This window comes from Streptomyces lydicus (assembly GCF_004125265.1).
In the GTDB taxonomy this organism is placed as follows: Bacteria; Actinomycetota; Actinomycetes; order Streptomycetales; family Streptomycetaceae; genus Streptomyces; species Streptomyces lydicus_C.
On the sequence record NZ_RDTE01000003.1, the window covers coordinates 1,372,135 to 1,391,575 of the forward strand.

Sequence of the window (19,441 nt, forward strand, 5' to 3'; positions counted from 1 at the left end):
CAGACGAGGGGCCGGGGCAACGAGGGGCCGGGCGGGGGGCCGGGACAGACGAGTGTCCGGGCCGGAGTGGCCGAGGCGCGGCAGCCCGGTCTGCGCGCGGCACCGCCCCGCTGTGGCCGCACACCACCCCACAGCGCCGCACACCGCCCCCAGCACCCCCTTCCTGCCTGTTACGGCGAGTCTGGGGTACAAGGGGGCGCATGCGATCGCTACTTCCCCAACTCGACCGGCGGACCTTCCACCTCATCGCCTCCCGCGAATGGCCGGGCGCACAGCGGGTCCTGCCCCGGCTGACCCGCAGCGCCAACCACGGACTGCTGTGGTTCGGCATCGCGGCGGGCGCTGCCGCGCTGGGCGGCCGGCCGATGCGCCGGGCGGCGCTGCGTGGAGTGGCGTCGCTGGCCGTGGCGTCGGCGACGGTGAATACGCTCGGCAAGCGCTCGGTGCGGCGCCAGCGGCCACTGCTGGACGCGGTGCCGGTCATAAGGCAGCTGAACCGTCAGCCCATCACCTCCTCGTTCCCGTCCGGGCACGCGGCCTCGGCGGTGGCCTTCGCGACCGGTGTGGCCTTCGAGAACAAGTGGTGGGGCCTGGCACTGGCGCCGGTCGCCGCTTCGGTGGCGTTCTCCCGCGTCTATACGGGCGTGCACTATCCGGGTGATGTGCTGGCGGGTGCCGCGCTGGGGGCCGGTGCGGCGTTCGCGGTCCGGGGTTTCGCGCCGACCCGCGCCCAGCTGGCGCCGCCCGCCAGACCGCGCGCCGAGGCGCCCGCGCTGCCGGGCGGCCGGGGTCTGGTCGTGGTGGCGAACCAGGGCTCGGGGCAGCGCACGGGCCCCGGCCCTGACCGCGCCGAGGAGGTGCACGGGGTACTGCCCCAGGCCGAGGTCACGGTGTGCAGCAGGCCGGACGGGGAGCCGCTGGACAAGGCGCTGGAAGATGCCGCGGAGCGGGCCAAGGCACTGGGCGGTGCGCTGGGAGTGCTCGGCGGGGACGGCACGGTCAACGCCGCGGCGGAGGTCGCGCTCCGGCACGGGCTGCCGCTCGCGGTGCTGCCCGGCGGCACCCTGAACCACTTCGCGTACGACCTCGGGATCGAGACCTATGCGGCGGCGGCGCGTGCCGTGGAGACCGGTGAGGCCGTCGCGGTGGACGTGGCGCGCTTCCGGGCAGCGCCGCATCCGGAGGCGCGGCACTTCCTCAACACCTTCTCGATCGGCGCGTATCCGGAGCTGGTGCGGATCCGGGAGCGGTGGGCCGGGAAGATCGGCGCCTGGCCCGCCGGGGTGCTCGCGGCGTGGGAGGTACTGCGCACTGCCGAGCCGCTGACCCTCACGATCAATGGCGAGCGGCGGGCCGTGTGGCTGCTGTTCGCCGGCAACTCCCAGTACCGGGGGCTGGGGTTCGCTCCGGTGCGCCGGCACGACCTGGCGGACGGGGTGCTCGATGTGCGGGTGGTGCACGGTGGCCGGCTGGCCCGCACCCGGCTGCTCACCGCGGCCCTGCTGGGCACCCCGCGCAGCTCTCCGGTGCTCGGTGAGGCGCGTCTGTCGCGGCTGCGGATCAGCGGGCTCCCGGAGGGCACGACGCTGGCCTACGACGGCGAAGTGGCCCCCGCTCCGGCTGAGTTGACGCTGGACAAGCACAACGCGGCACTGACGGTGTACCGCCTTCTGCCCGAATGATGAGACCCCACTCTCATGATGCGAGATTTCGGCGTACGGTGCGATCACCACGCCGCAGAGCGGCCGCGCGGGGTCCGTGCGGCCGCCAGGCGGTGGCCGGGACGCCGTGCGCACCCCGGGCCACCGCTCCCCCGCACGCGAAGGAGTCGGTCATGCCGCAGGAATCCGCCGTCTACACCCACGGCCACCACGAGTCCGTACTGCGCTCCCACACCTGGCGCACCGTCGACAACTCGGCCGGATACCTCCGGGACTCACTGCAGCCGCACATGCAGATCCTGGACGTCGGCTGCGGCCCCGGCACCATCACTGCCGACCTGGCGACCCTGGTACCGGACGGACAGGTCACCGGCCTGGAGCACGCACCGGACGTACTGCGGCAGGCACGCGCCACGGCCGCCGACCGGGGCCTGACGAATGTCCGCTTCGCGGTCGGCGATGTCCACGCACTGGACTACCCCGATGACACCTTCTGTGTGGTGCACGGCCATCAGGTGCTGCAGCACGTGGGCGACCCCGTCCAGGCGCTGCGCGAGATGCGCCGGGTGACCAAGCCCGGCGGGATCGTCGCCGTCCGGGATTCGGACTACTCGGCCATGACCTGGTACCCGGAGGTCGACGGGATGGACGACTGGCTGCGGCTGTATCTGCGGGTGGCCCGCGCCAACGGAGGCGAACCGGACGCCGGACGCCGGCTGCACGCCTGGGCGCGGCAGGCCGGCTTCGCCCCGGAAGCAATCACCGCCACCGCCGGCACCTGGTGTTACCACACCCCGCAGGAGCGCTCCTGGTGGAGCGAGCTGTGGGCGGAGCGTACGGTCGGCTCCTCCTACGCGCGGATCGCGGTGGACGGCGGGCACGCCACGAGGCAGCAGCTGGACCGGATCGCTGAGGCCTGGCGGTCGTGGGGCGCCGAGGAGGACGGCTGGTTCGGGATCCTGCACGGCGAGATCCTTTGCCGCGTCTGACGAACGGGAGGGCCGGGGACCGGGGGCCTGGTGCGTCAGGCCCCGTCGTCCGACGCACCCCTTGCCACAAGACCCCACGGAGAGCGGTCGATGATGACCAAGTGATCGCGTACCAGCGGGCCACCCAACTAGGGTTGCCCGTATGGACATTCTGGGGACCTCATTGCGGGTGTGCGTCGGCGATCTCGATGCGGCGATCGGCGTCTACGAACGGCTGACCGGCGCCGAAGCGGTCCGCTTCCAGCGCGGCGGGGTGGCGGTCGCGGCCGTCGGATGCTTCTTCCTGATGAGCGGCCCCGAAGCGGAGTTGTCGGTACTGCGGAAGATCACAGCGACCATCGCCGTCAAGGATGTGGACGACGCGGTGGCCGATCTGACGGCCGTCGGCGCGGACATCGTCGCGGGCCCGCTGCCGACACCGATCGGCCGCAATCTGGTCGCCCGCCACCCGGACGGTTCGATCTTCGAGTACGTCGACCGGAAGCAGGGGGCCGAGGCTTAGAGGCCGGCACCTGGGGGTGCGCGGGGGCACAAGGCCCCCGCCCCCTCTACCCCACGGCCGTCTCCGCCGCCGTCCCCACCCCGAGCGCGACGAGCACACCGCCCGCCGCGCGCTCCAGGTTGCGGTGCACGCGGGGACGCCGCAGCCGCTCCAGGAGCCGGCCGGCGCAGACGACGACCAGCAGCAGCCAGCCCGCCGCGATGACGGCGTCGATCACCCCCAGGAACAGCGTCGCCCCGAGGACCGAGTGCCCGTCGGGCAGGAACTGTGGCACCACGGCCACGAAGAAGATGCCGACCTTGGGGTTGAGCAGGCAGCTCAACAGCCCCTGCCGGAAGGCGCGGACCGGCCCCGGGCGGGCGGCGGAACGGTCCGGTGCCTCCGCCGCAGGGGGCGCGTCCCGGGACTCGGCGGGCGCGCCCGGCCGCCGCTGGGCCCACAGCGCCTGCCCGCCCAGCAGCACCAGATAGGCCGCACCGGCCAGCCGTACGACGGTGAACGCCGCATCCCACCGCTGCAGTGCCGCCGCGAGCCCGATCGCCGCGGCGACCGCCCAGGCGAGCGAGCCGAGCGCGGCGCCGACGGCCGTGGCCGCTCCCGTACGCCGCCCGCCCCGCACACAGTTGCGCAGCACCAGCAGGGTGTCGGGGCCGGGAGTCATCGTCATCACCAGGGTGAACAGCGCAAAGCCCACTACCGCACTCGTCATGACGAGAGGTCACCTGCCAGCTCTCCGACGGTGCGCTCCAGCCAGGCGCGGTCGGCCTTGCTGGTGGCGTGGGCGAGTTGGAGCATGCCGCGCCGGAAGCGGTCGGTCATGTCGCCGGCCCGCAGCGGGCGGCCTTCCTCGTAGAAGTAGCTGCCGGGCTGGTCCATGAAGGCGAGGCGGCGGCGCAGTACGCGGGCCTGGTCGGCCGGGTCGGGCAGCCGGCCGAGGAAGGCCAGCAGGATGAAGAAGGAGTTGCGGTCGGTGATTTCGAGGTCGGCGGGTTCGCGCAGCCGGCGCAGGAATTCGGCTCGGCCGGATGCGGTGAGGGTGAGGACCTGGCGGGGTGTGGCGCGTTCACCGGGTTCGGTGTGACGGGTGAGGTGCCCGGCGGCCTCCAGACGCTTGATGGCGGGGTAGAGAGCGCCGTCGCTGACGGGGCGCACATGACCGCTGAGGCCGGAGATGCGGGCGCGCAGATCGTAGGCGTGCAGGGGCTCCTCGTCGAGGAATCCGAGGATGCAGAGGGTGAGCACCGGGCCTCCGGGGTGCGGGCTTCGCGGTCGTCGTGGCCGTCCAGAGTAGCCGCGCCAGGGGCTATGCCTCTAGTAGAGGCATAGCGGGCGGAGACCGAGACGAGATGGAGATGCCTCGACGACCAGAGACGAACACCTCTAATCGAGATAACTCTAATAGAGGCATAGCTCTGTTAGGGTCAACGCCATGACGACGGCAACCACGCAGCACTTCCGCACCCCGGACGGCATACGGCTCGCCTACCTCGACCTCGGCGGCACCGGCCGTCCCGTCCTCGCACTGCACGGCGCCTATGGACGCGGCCGCTCCCTGCTCGGGCTCGCCGGCCACCTCGGCCCCGGATACCGGCTCATCGCGCTCGACCAGCGCGGCCACGGACTCTCCGACCACCCCGCTGACCACGGGCGGGATGCCTATATCGGCGACGCGGCGGCGCTCGTCGAACACCTCGGACTCGGCCCCGTTGCGATCGTCGGACACTCGCTCGGCGGCATCACTGCCTACCAACTGGCCGCACGACGGCCGGAGTTGACCTCGGCCGTGGTCGTGGTGGACTTTCCGGCGGAGTACCGCGCACCGCTCGGCGACGATCAGCTACTCGCGCTGCCGACGCACTTCCCGAGCATGCGGGCGATGCAGGACGCCCTCGCGTTCGTGGACGAGCCCCGGCACTTCACCGAGAGCGCGGTGGAGGATCCGGAGGGCTGGCGGTTCCTGTGGCGGGCGGAGGAAGTGCAGGCCGCCAAGGCCGCCGTCCGGGGCGACTGGTGGGCCGACTTCACCGCCGTCGAGCAGCCGCTGATGGTGGTGCGGGGCGGACGCAGTGCGCTCGTGCCGCACCGGCACGCCGAGGAGATGGTCCGTCGCCGGCCCGGCACAGAAGTCGTGACGATCGACGGGCATCACGACTTCTACCTCACCCACCAGGCGGAACTGGGCGCGACGGTAAGGGAATTCCTCGACCGCACGGCCCCGTCGGAACGCTACGCAGGCCGGCGCGAGGCCCGCCGTTTTGCCGTCGGAGGGGACAGCGACTGAACCGCGCCCCTTCGGTCACGGCCTGAGGTGCCGTCATCACAGCTATACGGGCCGCCGCCTCCGTCCCGGGGCGGCGGCTTTGCTGCACCTGTCGGCGGGTGCGCACCGGCCGTGGTCAGGACACCTCCAGGACGATCTTGCCGCGGGCCCGCCCGGCCATGCTCCGCCGGAACGCCTCGGCGGCCTCGGACAGCGGGAGGATCGCCTCGACCGGCACGCTCAGCTTCCCGGCATCCGCGAGTGCGCCGAGCGCGGTGAGATCGGCGGTGTCCGGGCGCACCCACACCATGTGGCCGCCCTTGTTCTTCACCTCGCCGTCGGCGATCGACGCCACCCGGCTGCGGTCCTTGAGGAGTTCCTGCGAGACCTCCACGACGCTACCGCCGACGAAGTCCACGGCCGCGTCGACGCCCTCGGGCGCCAGGGCCCGCACCCGGTCGGCGAGACCGTCACCGTAGATGACCGGCTCGGCGCCCAGGGAGCGCAGGAAGTCGTGGTTGCGTTCGCTCGCCGTGCCGATGACCCGGGCGCCCTGTGCCACCGCGACCTGGACGGCGAGCGAGCCGACACCCCCCGCGGCGGCATGCACCAGGACCGTCTCGCCCGCCCGCACACCGACCCGCTTGAGCGACTGGTAGGCCGTCAGCCCGGCGAGCGGAAGCCCGGCGGCCTGCTGCCAGCTGAGCGAGGCGGGCTTGCGCGCCAGCGTCCTGACCGGCGCGGCGACCAACTCGGCGTAGGTGCCGTGCTGCACCTCGTCCTTGCGTACATAGCCGATGACCTCGTCGCCCACCGCGTACTCCGTGGCGTCCGCGCCCACCGCCTCGACCACGCCCGCCACGTCCCACCCGGGAGTGAGCGGGAAGTGCCCGTCCATCATCGGGTCCAGATAGCCGGCGACGATCTTCCAGTCCACCGGGTTGACCCCGGCCGCCTTGACCCGGATCAGGAAGGAGTCCGGGCCCACCTTCGGATCGGGGCGGTCGGTGTATTCGAGGACCTCGGGCCCGCCGTAGCTCTTTGCGATAATTGCCTTCATGACCGTCACAACGCGTGACGGCCGGGGATCATTCCAGGGTCACGGAAGGTCACCGAATCGGGCGTATGCGGCATGCGACAACCGGGGGCGGCGGCGGTGACGGGCCCTCGGCCCGAGGCCTGGTTCAGCCGGGCGGCGCTCCCACGGCGCGGAGCAGGAACGGGAGGAGTTCCCTGGTCGCGGCCTCGCCGGACGAAGGGCCGTCCGCGGTGCCGGGGTGTGCCGCGCAGGGGGTCAGGAAGAGACGGCTGACCATCGAGCCGACGACCAGGTCGGCCAGCACATGCGTGTCCGGGAGCGGCGGGATGTCGCCGCGGGCGACCGCGCGGCGCACCACGTCGGCGGCCCGGTCGCGGACCGGCTGGATGATCGCGGTGTCCAGGACGCGGGCCAGCGCCTCGTTGTGCGCGGCCTCGCCGATCAGGACGTGCAGCAGCCGGCCGCCGGGGCCTTCCAGGGTCTCGGCCTTGTCCTTGAGCAGGGCGGTCAGATCGCCTTCGAGGCTGCCGGTGTCCGGCTGGGGGCCGAGGTCGCTCGCCCAGCGGACGGCGGTGCCCACGACCAGATCCTCCTTGGAGCGCCAGCGGCGGTAGAGGGTCGCGGTGGACACCCCGGCCCGTTTGGCGACCGCCGCGGTGGTCAGGCGGCCGTAGCCGCTTTCCTGGAGGACCGCGACGGTGGCCTCCAGCAATGCCCGGTCGCGTCCGGCGTCCCGCGGCCGGCCGCGGGACGGCTGCCGCTCTGCGGATGCGGGCCGGCTGCTCTCGGTGCGTTCGGTCACAACGGGAGTCTACCGGCAGCATTACGAAACGAAATGTTTTCGTTTCATGTAGCCTCGCGGTCATGGCATCGCAGTCCCCCTCCACCGACCTGGACGCCGCCGCTGTCGTCGGCCGCCTCCGCCGCACCTTCGCCACCCGCCGTACCGCCGCCACGGAATGGCGGCGCGGCCAGCTCGCCGCGCTGCGTACCCTGCTCACCGATCACAGCGACGAGCTGCTCGCCGCGCTCGCCGCCGACCTCGGCAAGGGCCCCGAAGAGGCCTACCGCACCGAGATCGGCTTCACCCTCCACGAGATCGACCACACCCTGGCCCACCTCGACGACTGGCTGGCGCCCCGGCCCGCCGAGCTGCCCGACCGGCTGCTCCCGGCGACCGCCCGGGTGGTCCGCGAACCGCTCGGCGTCGTTCTGGTGATCGCGCCCTGGAACTATCCCCTGCAACTGGCGCTCGCCCCGCTCGTCGGCGCGCTGGCCGCGGGCAACTGCGCCGTCGTCAAGCCGAGCGAACTCGCCCCCGCGACCTCGGCCGCCCTGGCCCGGCTGCTGCCGCGCCACCTGGACTCCGACGCGGTGACCGTCGTCGAGGGCGCGGTACCGGAGACCACCGCCCTGCTGGCCGAGCGCTTCGACCACATCTTCTACACCGGCAACGGCGCCGTCGGCCGGATCGTGATGACGGCCGCGGCGCGGCATCTGACGCCGGTCACCCTGGAGTTGGGCGGCAAGAGCCCGGTCGTCCTCGACCCGGGTACGGATCTGGCCGCCGCGGCCCGCCGGCTCGTGACCGGCAAGTTCCTCAACGCCGGCCAGACCTGTGTGGCGCCCGATTACGTCCTGGCGATCGGCGACACCGCACGCGCCATCGAGCCGCACCTCGCCGAGGCGGTGCACGAGGCCTACGGCGCCGATCCGGCCGGCGCCGAGGAGTACGGACGGATCGTCAACCAGCGGCACTTCGACCGGCTGACCGCCCTTCTCGACAGCGGCCGCACGGTCCTCGGCGGTACACACGACCGCGCCACGCGCTATATGGCGCCCACCGTCCTCGCCGATGTCGCCCCCGACGCACCGGTGATGCGGGAGGAGATCTTCGGCCCGGTCCTGCCGATCGTGCCGGTGCCCGACCTGGACGCGGCGATCGCGTTCATCAACGGGCGCGACAAGCCGCTGGCGCTCTACGCGTTCACCGCGTCCGACGCCACCAAGCAGCGGCTGCTGACCGAGACCTCCTCGGGCGCGCTCACCTTCGGGCTGCCGGTCGCCCATCTCACCGCGCCCGACCTGCCGTTCGGCGGGGTCGGCGAGAGCGGGATGGGGCGCTACCACGGCGAGTACTCCCTCGACACCTTCAGCCACAGCAAGGCGGTGCTGGACAAGCCGCTGGGGTGACGGCGGTTGCGCGGTGGCGGCGGGTAAGCGGTGGCGCCACCCGCCACCCGCCGCCCGCCGGGCGCACACCGACGACCGGCCTACACCGACGGCCCGTCCTGCACCGGCCGCATCCGGTACTCGTACCGCTCCGGGAGCGGATGCCGGGAACGGGCCTCGGCGCGGACCTGTTCGGTGACCGGTCCGCCGCCCGCGACCAGCCGCTCGGCGATGGCGTACCAGGTAGCGGCCGGCTCCTCCTCACCCTCCCGGAGCGTGGCGATCTCGAAGCCGGCGTCGAAGATCTCCCGGGCGGCGGCCGGCCGCCCCTGGGCGAGCAGCACCTGTGCGGTCAGCAGCCGGAAGCGGCCGTCGGCCGGATCGGGCTGCGGCAGGTCGGCCAGCAGCCGCGCCGCCTCGTCGGTACGGCCGGCCGCGAGCAACACGGGCACCGCCTCCCGGACGAGGGCCGAGCACACCGGCCGCCAGTCCCGCGCGGCCGCCCCCGGCTCCGCCGCCGCCCGTACCGCTTCGTCGCAGGCCTGCAGATAGCGGTCGGCGGCGCGCCCGTTCTCGCCCGCCTCCGCTTCGGCGACGGCCAGGCAGTACAGCGGCAGGGCGCCGGCGCCGTGGCCGAGCGCCCGCTCCCAGCTGCGGACGGCCTGGGCGCGGTCACCGGCATGCCACTGGGCGAGCCCCAGGTGATAGTCGGTGCCCGCGCCCGAGGGGGCACACTCCAGCAGATCGCGCCAGGCCGGCCCGACCAGCGCCGGTCCGGGCACCGGGCGACCGGCCGGCAGGTCCCCGGTTCGCAGCAGCGTCAGCCAGGGCTCCTGCTCCGCGCCCAGCGCGGCCGCGTCGAACGGCGTACCCGGCAGGTCCAGACCCGCGCGGGCGGCCTCCAGTGCGCCCCAGCCTGAGCCGGTGGCCAGCGGCTCCTTGGGTTCCTGGTCGGCGTAGGGCAGCCAGGCGGCGTACGCGGCGTCGACCTCCGCGCGCGGCAGGGCGGCTTCCAGCCGCGCCGCGACCTCGTGGCGGGCCGCGCCCCAGTCCGTCCCGTGTACGGTCGCGGCGTCGGCGTCCAGCGGCCCGTAGGCCTCCAGCCAGGCGAACTCCGCACCGGCGTCGAGCGGTACCTGCTCCAGTTGTGTTCGGGCCAGGCCTGCCTGGATCTCGGCGTAGCCACCGGTGCCCGGCTCGGTGAGCCACTGTTGCCAGCGCCGCCCGGCCCGGCCGGCGCCCCACAGGAAGAGCTTGCGGCCGCGCAGGGTGTCGGTGGAGGTCTGCGCCAGGCCTCGGCCGTCGGCGTCGAGGGAGGCGATCCAGCGGCGGGCACCGTCGGGCACCTCGTAGAAGTAGTCGGCGGGGAACTCGCTGCGCAGCGGGTACGTCCGGTCGGTGCCGTCGAAGCCGGGGACCGGGACGCGGCGCAGGCACCGTTCGTAGCCGAAGTGCCAGGCTTCCTCGGCGGGGGCCAGGACACGGGTGCGCTCGCCTTCGGGGACGGCGGTGTTGGACCACCAGTAGACGGGGACCGTGTGGTGGTGCGGGTTGCGGATCCGGACGCCCACATGGAGGAAGTCGGAGCCGCCGGGCAGCCAGAGGTCCACCTGGAAGGGCAGGTCGCGCAGCCGTTCCCACTCCCACAGCCGCAGCATCTCCCCGCCGTCCGGGGCCGGGACACGGGCGGCGTGCAGCGGTGCACAGGAGAGGGTGGTGTGGCCGGTGGCCCCGATGTTCCATTCGATGCCGCCGGAGAACCAGGCGCCGTTGAGGGCGAAGGCCGCGGGCTGCCACACCGGGTTGCGGTACAGCAGTTCACGACCGGTGGGCTTGTGGTGCAGGGAGTACACCCGGCCGCCGAGGCCGGGCAGGACGGTGGCGCGCAGTCGGTCGTTCTCGATGACCAGCGCGTCGAGGCCGGTGGGTCGGCGGGTGCGGCCGTAGCCGTCCCGCATCCGCGTCGGCAGGATCGAACGCAGCGGCGCACCGCCGATCTGCCGTGCCATGTCGGCGGGCAGGTGGGCGTCCCGGGTCTCGATGCGGTGCGGGTCCTGGCCGCCGCGCAGCGTGGGGAGGGGGTTGTCGGGGCCGAGGGGGGCCGCGGGGAGGGTCAGGGTGGTGCGTCGCACTCTCGTGGCCACGGCTGCCTCGCAATGCTGGACCGGGCCACCCCGGCTGTGGCGGCCTCCTGTTGACCATGGAACCGCGTGATCGCCCCTCTGCACAGGGCTTCTTGCGGCCCGGGGAAGTCAGGGTTGAGCAAAGAGGACCTCACGGGGGACGGCGAGGAGTGCCGCGGCACGGTCCGGCCCGTACCGGGATCGGCACACAAACGCACCGAAAAAAAGGGAAGGCCCCAAAACTTCCGCAGAAATAGCCTGTCACTTCGACTCACCCACACACAGCAGCCCCTGCACAACAGAACGGAAGTCCGTACTCATGGCGACGCAGCACACCTACCGAGTCATCGTCCGCGGCAAATGGGACGGCCTCACGGCCGAGTCCCGTGCGCACCTGCTCGCCGAGGTGGCCGACCACGGCCTGGCGCAGCTGCAGTTCACGCCCGAGGGCTCGCTGGCGTACGACAGCGCGCTGCACTCCTTCAGCTACCGCTTCGTCATCGTCTCGGACGCGGCGGACGGCGAGGAGATGGCCGCCGTGCTCGCCGAGGACAAGGCGGAGCGGGCGCTGAAGGCCGCGGGGCTGGGCTATCGGGAACTGCGCTCCACGGCCACGGACATGGACACGATGAAAATCAACCGCAAGTCCCGCTAGCACAGGCCTCGTCGGACGGCTGCGCGCCGGTGCCCGGCTCGGTGAAGCGCAGCCGGTTCCCGAAGGGGTCGGTCAGGGTGAGCGAGGTTCCGGTCTCGTCCTGTTCCAGACCGGGCCGCAGATACGGATAGCGCTTGCCGGCCAGCTCGGCATGGAGCGCGTGGACCCCGCTGAGTTCCGTGTAGAGCGTGGAGCCCGGTGTCGCATCGCCGTGGTGCTCCGACAGATGCAGCACGAGGTCACCGCGCGAGACCTGGGTGTAGAGCGGCATACCGGGCTCGAAGCGGTGCTCCCAGTCGATGCCGCAGCCGACGTAGTCGACGTAGAACTCATGGGCCTTGGCCACGTCGAAGATCCGGAAGACCGGCACGGTGCGCCGGAAGACGATGTCCATGCCGGACAGGGAATCACACGGTTTCCCCGGCGACCATCTCGGCGGTGATCGCCCAGCGCTCGTGGTCGCGCCAGGCGCCGTCGATGAAGAGGAAGTCCGGGGAGAACCCCTCCAGCCGGAATCCGGCCCGCTCGACCAGGGCGATCGACCGCTCATTGGCGGGCTGGACGTTGACCTCCAGCCGGTGCAGCCCCATCTCCCCGAAGGCGTGGTGCAGGACGAGCCGCAGGCCCTCGCTCATCAGCCCCCGTCCGGCGGCGTGCGCGAAGGCGCCGTAGCCGATCGCCCCGCAGCGGAAGGCACCGTGCACGATGTTGTTGACCGTCAGATAGCCGGCGATCCGCCCGTCGGCGAGCTCGCAGATCAAGAAGCCCTCGCGCGCAGGCTCCTGGAGCCGGAGCAGATAGGCGTCGTAGGCGGCGTCCTCGGCCGGCGGGAAGAGCCAGGGGCGGTGCAGTTCCGCGCTCTGCCGGGCCAGCGCGGTGAACTCGTCCCGGTCGGCGGCGGTGAAGTGCCGGATGCCCACCCGCGGGCCGTGTGCGAGGTAGCGGTCGTTGGTCGTCACCGGAGGATCGTACGGAGGAGGAGGGCGGCGGGCCGGCAATTTGCGGTGGTGCCGCCGCGGGGGGCGAGGGGCCCGCCCGAGGTCACACCGGCACCTGGCCTCCGGCCTGCCCCGGACCAAGAGGTCGTCTTGGGCCGTACCTGGCGCAGGGCCCGGACGGCCGAGGGTTCCGCCCGCTGTTGCCGGTGACGGGCTGCAACGTCGTCATTTGTGCTCGCGCAGGAAGGTAGGGATCTCATCGCGAGTCGGGTAGTTCGGCAGGGGGGCCGGCCTGTCCTGAAGGAACGCAGTGATGACGGCGGCGGCTCGGTCGTTGTTGTCGTCCAGGCCGTTCCACATGTGGTGTCCGACTCCGGGCATGTACTGCGTGCGCTGGATGGCGGGGTCATGGGCAAGGATGCCGGTCTCCCATTGACGGATCTGGGAGGAGCACTCGGCGATCATCAGCATCGCGGGGGTCCGGGACCGCCTCAGCAGCGGTGCGATGGAGGGCGAGTCTTTGACCGTCTGCTCCACGCGAAGGCTGGCGGCGGGGCTGAAGGAGAAGTTCTGTGTGGTGTTCTCGGCCGGGATGCGGTGCGCGTCGCGCGCGCAGTATGCCGATGCGGTGTCGCTGCCGAGGTCTGCGGCGGTGAAAGCGTTGTCACCTTCGGCCTGTCCGATCAGTCCGGTGCCGGGGGTGAGGAGTCCAAGTCGCATGAGACCGAACGCCACGGCGTACCGGGGGACGTGCGTCGATCGCGGTCCGGTCATGGCCGGCGCGAGGCCCTGTGCGGATTTTCGGCCCTTGTGCCCGGTGATGTGTGCGGTGGGGCCGTCCATGGGGCCGGGCTCGGCGATGATCGCCCGGTGCAAGCGTGCGGCGACGCCCGGGTCGGCCAGGGCTCGGGTGAGCACGACCCCGCCTGAGGAGAATCCGAGCATGTCGACCTTGCCGTTGTTGAGGCGGTCCTTGCCCTTGTTCAGGCGGTCGATGAAGGCGGCGAGGTCGCGGACCGACCTGGAGATCGTGTACTGGCCCATGGGGAGCAGGTCGCTTCGTCCGCCACCGGCCTGTTCGTAGGTGTAGACGTCGTAGCCCTGGCGTGCCAGGAGTTGCAGGAACCGGTGGTCGTGCACCGAGATGCCACGGACCGGTCCGCCGTTGAGGTACACGAACGGGATGGGATGTCTGGTGCCGGGGTTCGCCGGCGGGTAGTGATACACCGCGACCCGGCTGCCTGTGGTCAGGCTCCAGTGCTGCGTCGTCACGAATGGCAGGGCGGGCGGGTACCGCCGGTCCTGCGGCACGGTCGGGATGCAGACCGCCGCCGTCAGCGCCGCCGCGACAACCACTGGCAGGAACGGCACGAGCCGCGCCGGCCAAGTGCGGCGCCGGCCCCGCCACATGGCGAGGACAGCCCCGGCCCCAAGGGTCGTCAACCATGCGGCAAGCCCCGAGCCCGCCCCGTCTGTGAGGGCGATCAGTGCGAGAAAGACGACGACCGGCGTCGCGACGGCGGCCAGGGCCGGCAGTAAGCGTCCGGTGAAGCGGACGAGGCGTATGGCGAACGTGGGCACGGCGGACCTCCAGTTTCAGAACGCTGTTTCAAAACGACGTTATCAGAGCGGGTAGGATGCTGGTCGTGGGTAGGCCGAGAACAAATGACGAGGCCGTCAAAGAGCGGCTTGTGGAGTGCGCGACCGAGATGCTCGCCACCCGTCCGCGGGAGTCGGTCACGGTCCGCGCCGTGGCCGCTGCCGCCGAGACGTCGACGACGGCGGTGTACTCCTTGTTCGGCGGTAAGGACCGGCTGGTCGGTGCGGTGCGCGACAGAGCCGTCGCCGGCCTGTTCCAGGAACTGTCGGCGCTGCAGACCTCCGCGGACCCTCTCACCGACCTCTACGCGCTGGCCGTCGCGTACCGTCGTTGGGGGCGCGGACACAGTCATCTGTACACCGTGCTGTTCGGTGGTGTGCAGTCCTTCGATCCGTCGGGGGAGGCCGGTGCCAGTGACCCGATCCGCCCGCTCCTCGCGGCGATCGATCGCGCGTTGGCGGCGTCCATCCTGGTCGGCGAAGCAACGTCGATCGCCCTGTCGGTCTGGGCCACCCTGCACGGGCTCGTGACTCTCGAACTGGCCGGGGCCCTCGATGCCGCCACCGCCGAGGCCGTATTCCGGCCGACGATTCACGCCACGTTGCGCGGATGGGCGACCCCGGCGGTGTTCCGCAGCCTTCGCCAGGCCGAACTCGCTCCTTGACAGCATCAAGGCCGCAGGTCGAATGCGTGGCTCCGGACGCTGCCGGGCCGGTTGTACCGGGCGACGAAATCGATCAGGTGCCGGCGTACCGGCTCGACAGCCTGCCCCTCCTCATCGAAGACAAGCCACGGCACCACGCCGGGTTCGCGGCCACATGCCCCCACCGCGGCAGGCGAATCGATCGGGCATCACGCGAGACCTCGTCCAACTGTGCTGCGCTCCTTGCTCGTTCGGATGCGCAACATCTGCCGACTGGACCGACTGGGGGATGCGCCGTGGCCCGGCGCGTCGCTCGGCAGTCCGGTCGACACCTCGTTGCCCCCGCCTCCGCACCCTCCCGTCCCTACTGCCACACCGGCGCATCCATGCCGCAACGGCCGGGCGGGGTCGCCCAGGTGGCCGGGGAGCCGTCGAAGGAGACGGGTGGGAGGGCGTGGCGGAGCCGGCCGAGGGGGCTGTCGGTTTCGCGGAGGTGGTGCGCGGGGTCGTGGTCGCCGGTGATGGGCGCCTCTGGATGTGGTTCGAGGGTCCCGGGTCCGGCGGTCCCGAGCCCGGCGGTCCCGGGTCCGGGGTGCGGCTCGGCGCCGTCCGCCAGGTCGTGCGTCAGCCACCGCGCGGTGCGGGCCAGGGCGAGGGTGGCGAGGAACGAGCCGCCGGTGCGGGACTGTTCGGTCAGTGCGCGGAGCACGGCCGCGGCCAGCAGGTAGCCGGTTCCGTGGTCGAGCGCCTGGGCGGGGAGTGCGCCGGGGGCGCCACTGCGCTGCGCTCCGCCTCCGCTCTCTTTCGCGTCCGTGGACGCCGAGCCCGCGTCCGCCTCGACGGCGGCGATCCCGGTGGCCACCTGCACCAGGCTGTCGAAGCCGCGCCGGCCGCCCCACGGCCCGTCGTCGCCCCAGGCGGAGAGCCGGGCCACCACCAGCCCCGGGCGGCGCGCGGTCAGCGCCTCGGGGGTGAGGCCGAAGCGGTCGAGTGCGCCGGGGCGGTAGCCGGTCACCACCACGTCCGCGCGGGAGAGCAGTTCCTCGAAGGAGGCGCGGCCGGCGGGTGAACCGAGGTCGAGTGCGGTGGACCGTTTGCCGAAGCCGGTGTCGCTGTGGGCGTCCTGACTCTCCGGCAGTTGCGGGGCGTCGATCCGCAGGACCTCCGCGCCGAGCAGGGCCAGCGTGCGGGTGGCGACCGGCCCGGCGATCACCCGGGTCAGATCGAGCACCCGCAGCCCGGCGGCCGGGAGCGCCGGGGAGCCGGCGAGCGAGGGCAGCGCACGGGCCGGTGCGTCGCCGAGGGGGGCGAGGGTCAGCAGCGGGTGAGCGGCCACGGCGGTGCCCTGCGGGTGGGCGCGCCATTCCTCGGGAGTGCGGAGGGCCACCGCCAGCCCGCCCGCGGCACAGACCGTCTCCTCGATCTCCTCGGCCCGGCGGCCGGACAGTTCGGCCTCGACGTCCGCTCCCCCGGCGGTCTCGGGGAGCTCCAGCGCGCGGAGCAACCGGGCGCGGTGGTGCGGGTAGTTGGCGTGGGTGCGTACCCAGCCGTCCGCGGTGCGCCAGAAGCGGGAGAGCGGCGCGAAGGACGAGCAGGCGCGGCCGTCGACCCGCAGATGGCGTTCGCTGAGGAAGGCGGTGGCCACCGCGCCGTCGTCGACCCGTACGACGGGCACCGGACCGCCGTTGCGCCGGGCTGCCAGTTCGGCCCCTGCCAGCGCGCAGACCGCGACCGTGGACCGGGCCAGCGACATGACCGGCAGCCGGGCCGGCAGCAGACCGGGGGGACCGCCGTACGTGATCCGTTCCGTCAGGGCCGGGTCGCCGCCCAAAGCCGCCCAGGCCGGATCCGTACCCCGCTGCCGCGCACCCTCGTGTCCTCGCCCCATGGGCGGCAGTCTGGCACGGGGCCCGGGTCACGCCCGCGCCGCCTCCCGCTCCCCCGCGCTCGGTGCGGCGAGCGCCAGCCGCCGGTGGCAGCGGCGCAGCATCGCGCGGGCGAGGAACGGGTGGAAGCGGCGGACGACGGCGAAGTAGAGGCGGCCGGTGGTGCGGTGGATGCGGACGACCGTGCCCAGCGTGACCCGGCCGTCCGCGACCTGCACCGAGGCCCGGAAATCCAGGTGGCGGGCGTCCTTGCCGAGCAGGATCTCGTGCTCCGTGCGCCCGAGGACGGGGAAGCCCGACCGGCCCAGCACGCCCTGCCAGGCCTCCGGTTCCTGCGGCATGCCGGGCCGCAGCTCCAGCTGCCAGGCGTCCTGGAAGTCCGTTCGCGGGAACGCGTCATGTGCCAGGCGGGCCGTGGCGGGCAGGGGGACGGCTCGGGGCCGGTCCCAGAGCAGACGGCCGAGCAGGCGTACGCGGGCGGACCGGCGGGCCGGGGGCAGGAGGCGGCCGAGGGCGGCCCGCTCGATGTTGTCGAAGACCTCCTCCACGACCGCGCCGTGGACGAGACGGATCCCCAGCAGCCACCTCAGGGCCCCGACGGGCGAGGGCCTGCTCTCCAGGACGTGTTCCACCCGGCAGCTGTCGGGCCCCAGCGGCCGCACGCGGAACTCGTGCCAACCGGCCTGTCCGGCGGTGAAGTCGAAGCGGATGCGGCGGCCCGGCTCGTAGGCGGAGACGCGGTAGCGGACGAAGGCGTGCCCGCCGTCGGCACCGATGCCCAGCGGGCGGTCGAAGCGCACCGGCGGCCAGGCGGGCGTGGGGAAGAGCGGATCGTCCTCGCCCCCGCCGAGGCGGTCGAGGAGGGCCCCGACCGCCTCGGCCGGGGCGGGTACCTCACGGCTGTGGACCTCGCGGATGGCACACACAGGGCACCTCCATACGGTGGCGTATGTTTGTCCGTACGGTACCGTATGGACATGGCTCCACAACAGGCGAAGGCACCTCGCGACGGCGGCGCACGACAACGACTGAGCGCCCGGGACTGGGCCGACGCCGCCCTGACAGCCATGGGCGAAGGCGGACTCGCCGCGGTGGCCGTGGAGCCGCTGGCCGCCCGGCTCGGCACCACCAAGGGCAGCTTCTACTGGCACTTCACCAACCGGAACGCGCTGATCGAGGCCGCACTGGAGCGCTGGGAGGAGGTCGGCACGGAGGCCGTGATCACCGAGCTGGAGGCCGAGCCCGACCCCGGCGAGCGGCTGCGGCGGCTGCTCCTGAGGGCCACGAACTGGTCCGCCGCGGACCCGCGGGACGCCTCACTGCTGGCGAGCGCCGCACATCCCGGGGTGGCCGCCGCACTCGCCCGGGTGACCACCCGGCGCCTCGGCTATATCGCCGGGCTCTTCACGGACATGGGCTTCCCCGAGGAGGAGGCCCGAAGCCGCGGCCTGCTCGCCTACACCGCCTACCTCGGACACACCCAGCTCGGGCATGCCGTCCCGCAGACCCTGCCGGACGGTGCCGCGCGCGACCGGTACGTGAACGCGGTGGTCGACACCCTCGTACGGCCGCTGAACGGAGGTGAAGGTTCCGAAAATGAGCGAACCTGAACGAAAATGGCCGAACTGCGCGTAGACGTGCCCGGCATGCGAGGCATGAGGTGAGATCAGCGCGGCCCACACGGCGCGCTTCCGCATGGGCATCTCACACCCGAGCAGCTCGATCCGCTTGAGCTCCTCGTACGGGAGGAATTCCGTGACCGAAGCCATCCCCTACTTTCAGGACCGCACCTGTCCCTACCACCCGCCCGCCGGCTACCAGCCGCTGCGGGAGACCGGGCCACTGACGCATGTCACGCTCTACGACGGCCGCAAGATATGGGCGGTAACCGGCCACACCGAGGCACGGGCGCTGCTGAGCGACCAGCGGCTCTCCTCCGACCGGCAGAACCCCGCCTTCCCGATGCCGGTCGAGCGCTTCGCGGCGATCCGCCAGGTCAGGACCCCGCTGATCGGCGTCGACGACCCCGAGCACAACACCCAGCGCCGGATGCTGATCCCCAGCTTCAGCGTGAAGCGGGTCGCCGCGCTGCGGCCGGACATCCACCGGATCGTCGACGGACTGCTCGACCGGATGCTGGCCCAGGGCCCGCCCGCCGAGCTGGTCTCCGCGTTCGCGCTGCCGGTCCCCTCGATGGTGATCTGCTCGCTGCTCGGCGTCCCGTACTCCGACCACGAGTTCTTCGAGGACGCGTCCAGCCGTCTGCTGCGCAGCCCTACGGCCAAGGAGGCGGAGGCCGCCCGCATCGAGCTGGAGGAGTACTTCACCGAGCTGATCGCCCACAAGGAGAAGACCCCGGGCGACGGGCTGCTCGACGAGCTGATCGAGGAGCGGCTGCGGCCCGGCGACCTCGCCCACGAGGAACTGGTCCGGCTCGCCATGATCCTGCTGGTGGCCGGCCATGAGACCACCGCCAACATGATCTCGCTCGGCACCTTCACCCTGCTCGAACACCCCGAGCAGCTGGCGCAGCTGAAGGCCGAGGAAGGCCTGATGCCGGCCGCCGTCGAGGAGCTGCTGCGGTTCCTGTCCATCGCGGACGGCATGCTGCGGGTGGCCACGGAGGACATCGAGATCGGCGGGCAGCTCATCCGCGCCGACGACGGTGTCCTGTTCCCCACGTCGCTGATCAACCGGGACGAGACCGCCTATCCGTCGCCGGACGAGCTGGACCTCGACCGTTCGGCCCGCCACCACGTGGCGTTCGGCTTCGGGATCCACCAGTGTCTGGGGCAGAACCTCGCCCGCGCCGAGATGGACATCGCGCTGCGCTCGCTGTTCACCAGGATCCCGGACCTGCGCCTCGCCGTGCCGGCCGCCGAGATCCCCTTCAAGGCGGGCGACACCCTGCAAGGAATGATCGAACTGCCACTGGCCTGGTAGCAGCCCTCACGGCAGACGAAAGAAAGGGGT

The 19,441-nt window shown here is 72.4% G+C and carries 19 protein-coding genes; 9 read left to right on the forward strand and 10 right to left on the reverse strand.

Annotated features, from left to right (window positions below):
• Positions 1-200 precede the first annotated feature (200 nt).
• From D9V36_RS08490 to D9V36_RS08500, 3 genes are all read left to right on the forward strand, one after another.
• Entirely contained in the window at positions 201-1,682 is a 1,482-nt protein-coding gene (locus tag D9V36_RS08490) for a phosphatase PAP2 family protein (RefSeq protein ID WP_129293212.1), read from the forward strand.
• A 152-nt stretch (positions 1,683-1,834) separates the two neighbouring features.
• On the forward strand, positions 1,835-2,650 hold the full coding sequence (locus tag D9V36_RS08495; protein WP_129293213.1) for a class I SAM-dependent methyltransferase: 816 nt from the start codon (positions 1,835-1,837) through the stop codon (positions 2,648-2,650).
• A gap of 142 nt (positions 2,651-2,792) precedes the next feature.
• Complete coding sequence (locus tag D9V36_RS08500) at positions 2,793-3,152, forward strand: VOC family protein (protein ID WP_129293214.1); 360 nt, start codon at positions 2,793-2,795, stop codon at positions 3,150-3,152.
• Positions 3,153-3,198: 46 nt separating this feature from the next.
• Here the strand turns inward: D9V36_RS08500 and D9V36_RS08505 are convergent, their stop codons facing one another.
• Both D9V36_RS08505 and D9V36_RS08510 read right to left on the reverse strand, forming a co-directional pair.
• Positions 3,199-3,861 (reverse strand): LysE family translocator, encoded by a 663-nt coding sequence (locus D9V36_RS08505; protein WP_129293215.1) that lies wholly within the window; start codon positions 3,859-3,861, stop codon positions 3,199-3,201.
• Positions 3,858-4,394 carry a PadR family transcriptional regulator gene (locus tag D9V36_RS08510; protein ID WP_129293216.1) on the reverse strand — a complete coding sequence of 179 codons (537 nt, stop codon included), beginning with the start codon at positions 4,392-4,394 and terminating at the stop codon, positions 3,858-3,860. The genes D9V36_RS08505 and D9V36_RS08510 overlap by 4 nt, the downstream gene beginning before the upstream one ends.
• 187 nt (positions 4,395-4,581) lie before the next feature.
• Between D9V36_RS08510 and D9V36_RS08515 the strand changes: the two genes are divergently transcribed.
• Positions 4,582-5,433, forward strand: coding sequence for an alpha/beta fold hydrolase (locus tag D9V36_RS08515; RefSeq protein ID WP_129293217.1), 852 nt, complete (start codon positions 4,582-4,584; stop codon positions 5,431-5,433).
• Between the two features lie 115 nt (positions 5,434-5,548).
• Here D9V36_RS08515 and D9V36_RS08520 read toward each other — a convergent pair whose 3' ends face one another.
• Together D9V36_RS08520 and D9V36_RS08525 are read right to left on the reverse strand one after the other, a co-directional pair.
• Positions 5,549-6,472 (reverse strand): NADP-dependent oxidoreductase, encoded by a 924-nt coding sequence (locus D9V36_RS08520; RefSeq protein ID WP_129293218.1) that lies wholly within the window; start codon positions 6,470-6,472, stop codon positions 5,549-5,551.
• A gap of 124 nt (positions 6,473-6,596) precedes the next feature.
• On the reverse strand, positions 6,597-7,253 hold the full coding sequence (locus tag D9V36_RS08525) for a TetR/AcrR family transcriptional regulator (RefSeq protein ID WP_129293219.1): 657 nt from the start codon (positions 7,251-7,253) through the stop codon (positions 6,597-6,599).
• A gap of 62 nt (positions 7,254-7,315) precedes the next feature.
• Between D9V36_RS08525 and D9V36_RS08530 the strand changes: the two genes are divergently transcribed.
• Entirely contained in the window at positions 7,316-8,644 is a 1,329-nt protein-coding gene (locus D9V36_RS08530; protein WP_129293220.1) for an aldehyde dehydrogenase family protein, read from the forward strand.
• Positions 8,645-8,724: 80 nt separating this feature from the next.
• Here the strand turns inward: D9V36_RS08530 and D9V36_RS08535 are convergent, their stop codons facing one another.
• Entirely contained in the window at positions 8,725-10,767 is a 2,043-nt protein-coding gene (locus D9V36_RS08535) for a DUF5107 domain-containing protein (protein WP_129293221.1), read from the reverse strand.
• 298 nt (positions 10,768-11,065) lie between these two features.
• Between D9V36_RS08535 and D9V36_RS08540 the strand changes: the two genes are divergently transcribed.
• Entirely contained in the window at positions 11,066-11,401 is a 336-nt protein-coding gene (locus D9V36_RS08540) for a DUF6204 family protein (RefSeq protein WP_129293222.1), read from the forward strand.
• Here D9V36_RS08540 and D9V36_RS08545 read toward each other — a convergent pair.
• From D9V36_RS08545 to D9V36_RS08555, 3 genes are all read right to left on the reverse strand, one after another.
• Positions 11,382-11,795, reverse strand: a complete 414-nt coding sequence (locus D9V36_RS08545) for a glyoxalase superfamily protein (protein WP_129293223.1) — start codon at positions 11,793-11,795, stop codon at positions 11,382-11,384. The genes D9V36_RS08540 and D9V36_RS08545 overlap by 20 nt on opposite strands.
• Positions 11,796-11,808: 13 nt before the next feature.
• Positions 11,809-12,360, reverse strand: coding sequence for a GNAT family N-acetyltransferase (locus D9V36_RS08550; protein WP_129293224.1), 552 nt, complete (start codon positions 12,358-12,360; stop codon positions 11,809-11,811).
• A 204-nt stretch (positions 12,361-12,564) separates the two neighbouring features.
• Positions 12,565-13,920, reverse strand: coding sequence for an alpha/beta hydrolase (locus D9V36_RS08555; RefSeq protein WP_129293225.1), 1,356 nt, complete (start codon positions 13,918-13,920; stop codon positions 12,565-12,567).
• Positions 13,921-13,985: 65 nt separating this feature from the next.
• Between D9V36_RS08555 and D9V36_RS08560 the strand changes: the two genes are divergently transcribed.
• Positions 13,986-14,603 (forward strand): TetR/AcrR family transcriptional regulator, encoded by a 618-nt coding sequence (locus D9V36_RS08560; RefSeq protein ID WP_129293226.1) that lies wholly within the window; start codon positions 13,986-13,988, stop codon positions 14,601-14,603.
• Between the two features lie 343 nt (positions 14,604-14,946).
• On the opposite strand, the gene D9V36_RS08570 is transcribed toward D9V36_RS08560, so the two are convergent.
• On the reverse strand, positions 14,947-16,470 hold the full coding sequence (locus D9V36_RS08570) for a CoA transferase (RefSeq protein WP_129293227.1): 1,524 nt from the start codon (positions 16,468-16,470) through the stop codon (positions 14,947-14,949).
• 27 nt (positions 16,471-16,497) lie between these two features.
• Entirely contained in the window at positions 16,498-17,394 is an 897-nt protein-coding gene (locus D9V36_RS08575) for a DUF2867 domain-containing protein (protein ID WP_129293228.1), read from the reverse strand.
• Between the two features lie 45 nt (positions 17,395-17,439).
• Here D9V36_RS08575 and D9V36_RS08580 point away from each other — a divergent pair, with 45 nt between their 5' ends.
• Positions 17,440-18,078, forward strand: coding sequence for a TetR/AcrR family transcriptional regulator (locus tag D9V36_RS08580; RefSeq protein ID WP_129293229.1), 639 nt, complete (start codon positions 17,440-17,442; stop codon positions 18,076-18,078).
• Positions 18,079-18,223: 145 nt separating this feature from the next.
• Positions 18,224-19,411, forward strand: coding sequence for a cytochrome P450 (locus D9V36_RS08585; RefSeq protein WP_129293230.1), 1,188 nt, complete (start codon positions 18,224-18,226; stop codon positions 19,409-19,411).
• The last annotated feature ends 30 nt before the right edge of the window (positions 19,412-19,441 follow it).

Excerpts from the sequence above, each read along its gene's own strand:
- D9V36_RS08505 (WP_129293215.1), bottom strand. The coding sequence starts at position 3,861 with ATGACGAGTGCGGTAGTGGGCTTTGCGCTGTTCACCCTGGTGATGACG.
- D9V36_RS08495 (WP_129293213.1), top strand. The coding sequence starts at position 1,835 with ATGCCGCAGGAATCCGCCGTCTACACCCACGGCCACCACGAGTCCGTA.
- D9V36_RS08545 (WP_129293223.1), bottom strand. The coding sequence starts at position 11,795 with ATGGACATCGTCTTCCGGCGCACCGTGCCGGTCTTCCGGATCTTCGAC.
- D9V36_RS08515 (WP_129293217.1), top strand. The coding sequence starts at position 4,582 with ATGACGACGGCAACCACGCAGCACTTCCGCACCCCGGACGGCATACGG.
- D9V36_RS08500 (WP_129293214.1), top strand. The coding sequence starts at position 2,793 with ATGGACATTCTGGGGACCTCATTGCGGGTGTGCGTCGGCGATCTCGAT.
- D9V36_RS08570 (WP_129293227.1), bottom strand. The coding sequence starts at position 16,470 with ATGGGGCGAGGACACGAGGGTGCGCGGCAGCGGGGTACGGATCCGGCC.
- D9V36_RS08520 (WP_129293218.1), bottom strand. The coding sequence starts at position 6,472 with ATGAAGGCAATTATCGCAAAGAGCTACGGCGGGCCCGAGGTCCTCGAA.
- D9V36_RS08530 (WP_129293220.1), top strand. The coding sequence starts at position 7,316 with ATGGCATCGCAGTCCCCCTCCACCGACCTGGACGCCGCCGCTGTCGTC.
- D9V36_RS08540 (WP_129293222.1), top strand. The coding sequence starts at position 11,066 with ATGGCGACGCAGCACACCTACCGAGTCATCGTCCGCGGCAAATGGGAC.
- D9V36_RS08580 (WP_129293229.1), top strand. The coding sequence starts at position 17,440 with ATGGACATGGCTCCACAACAGGCGAAGGCACCTCGCGACGGCGGCGCA.
- D9V36_RS08490 (WP_129293212.1), top strand. The coding sequence starts at position 201 with ATGCGATCGCTACTTCCCCAACTCGACCGGCGGACCTTCCACCTCATC.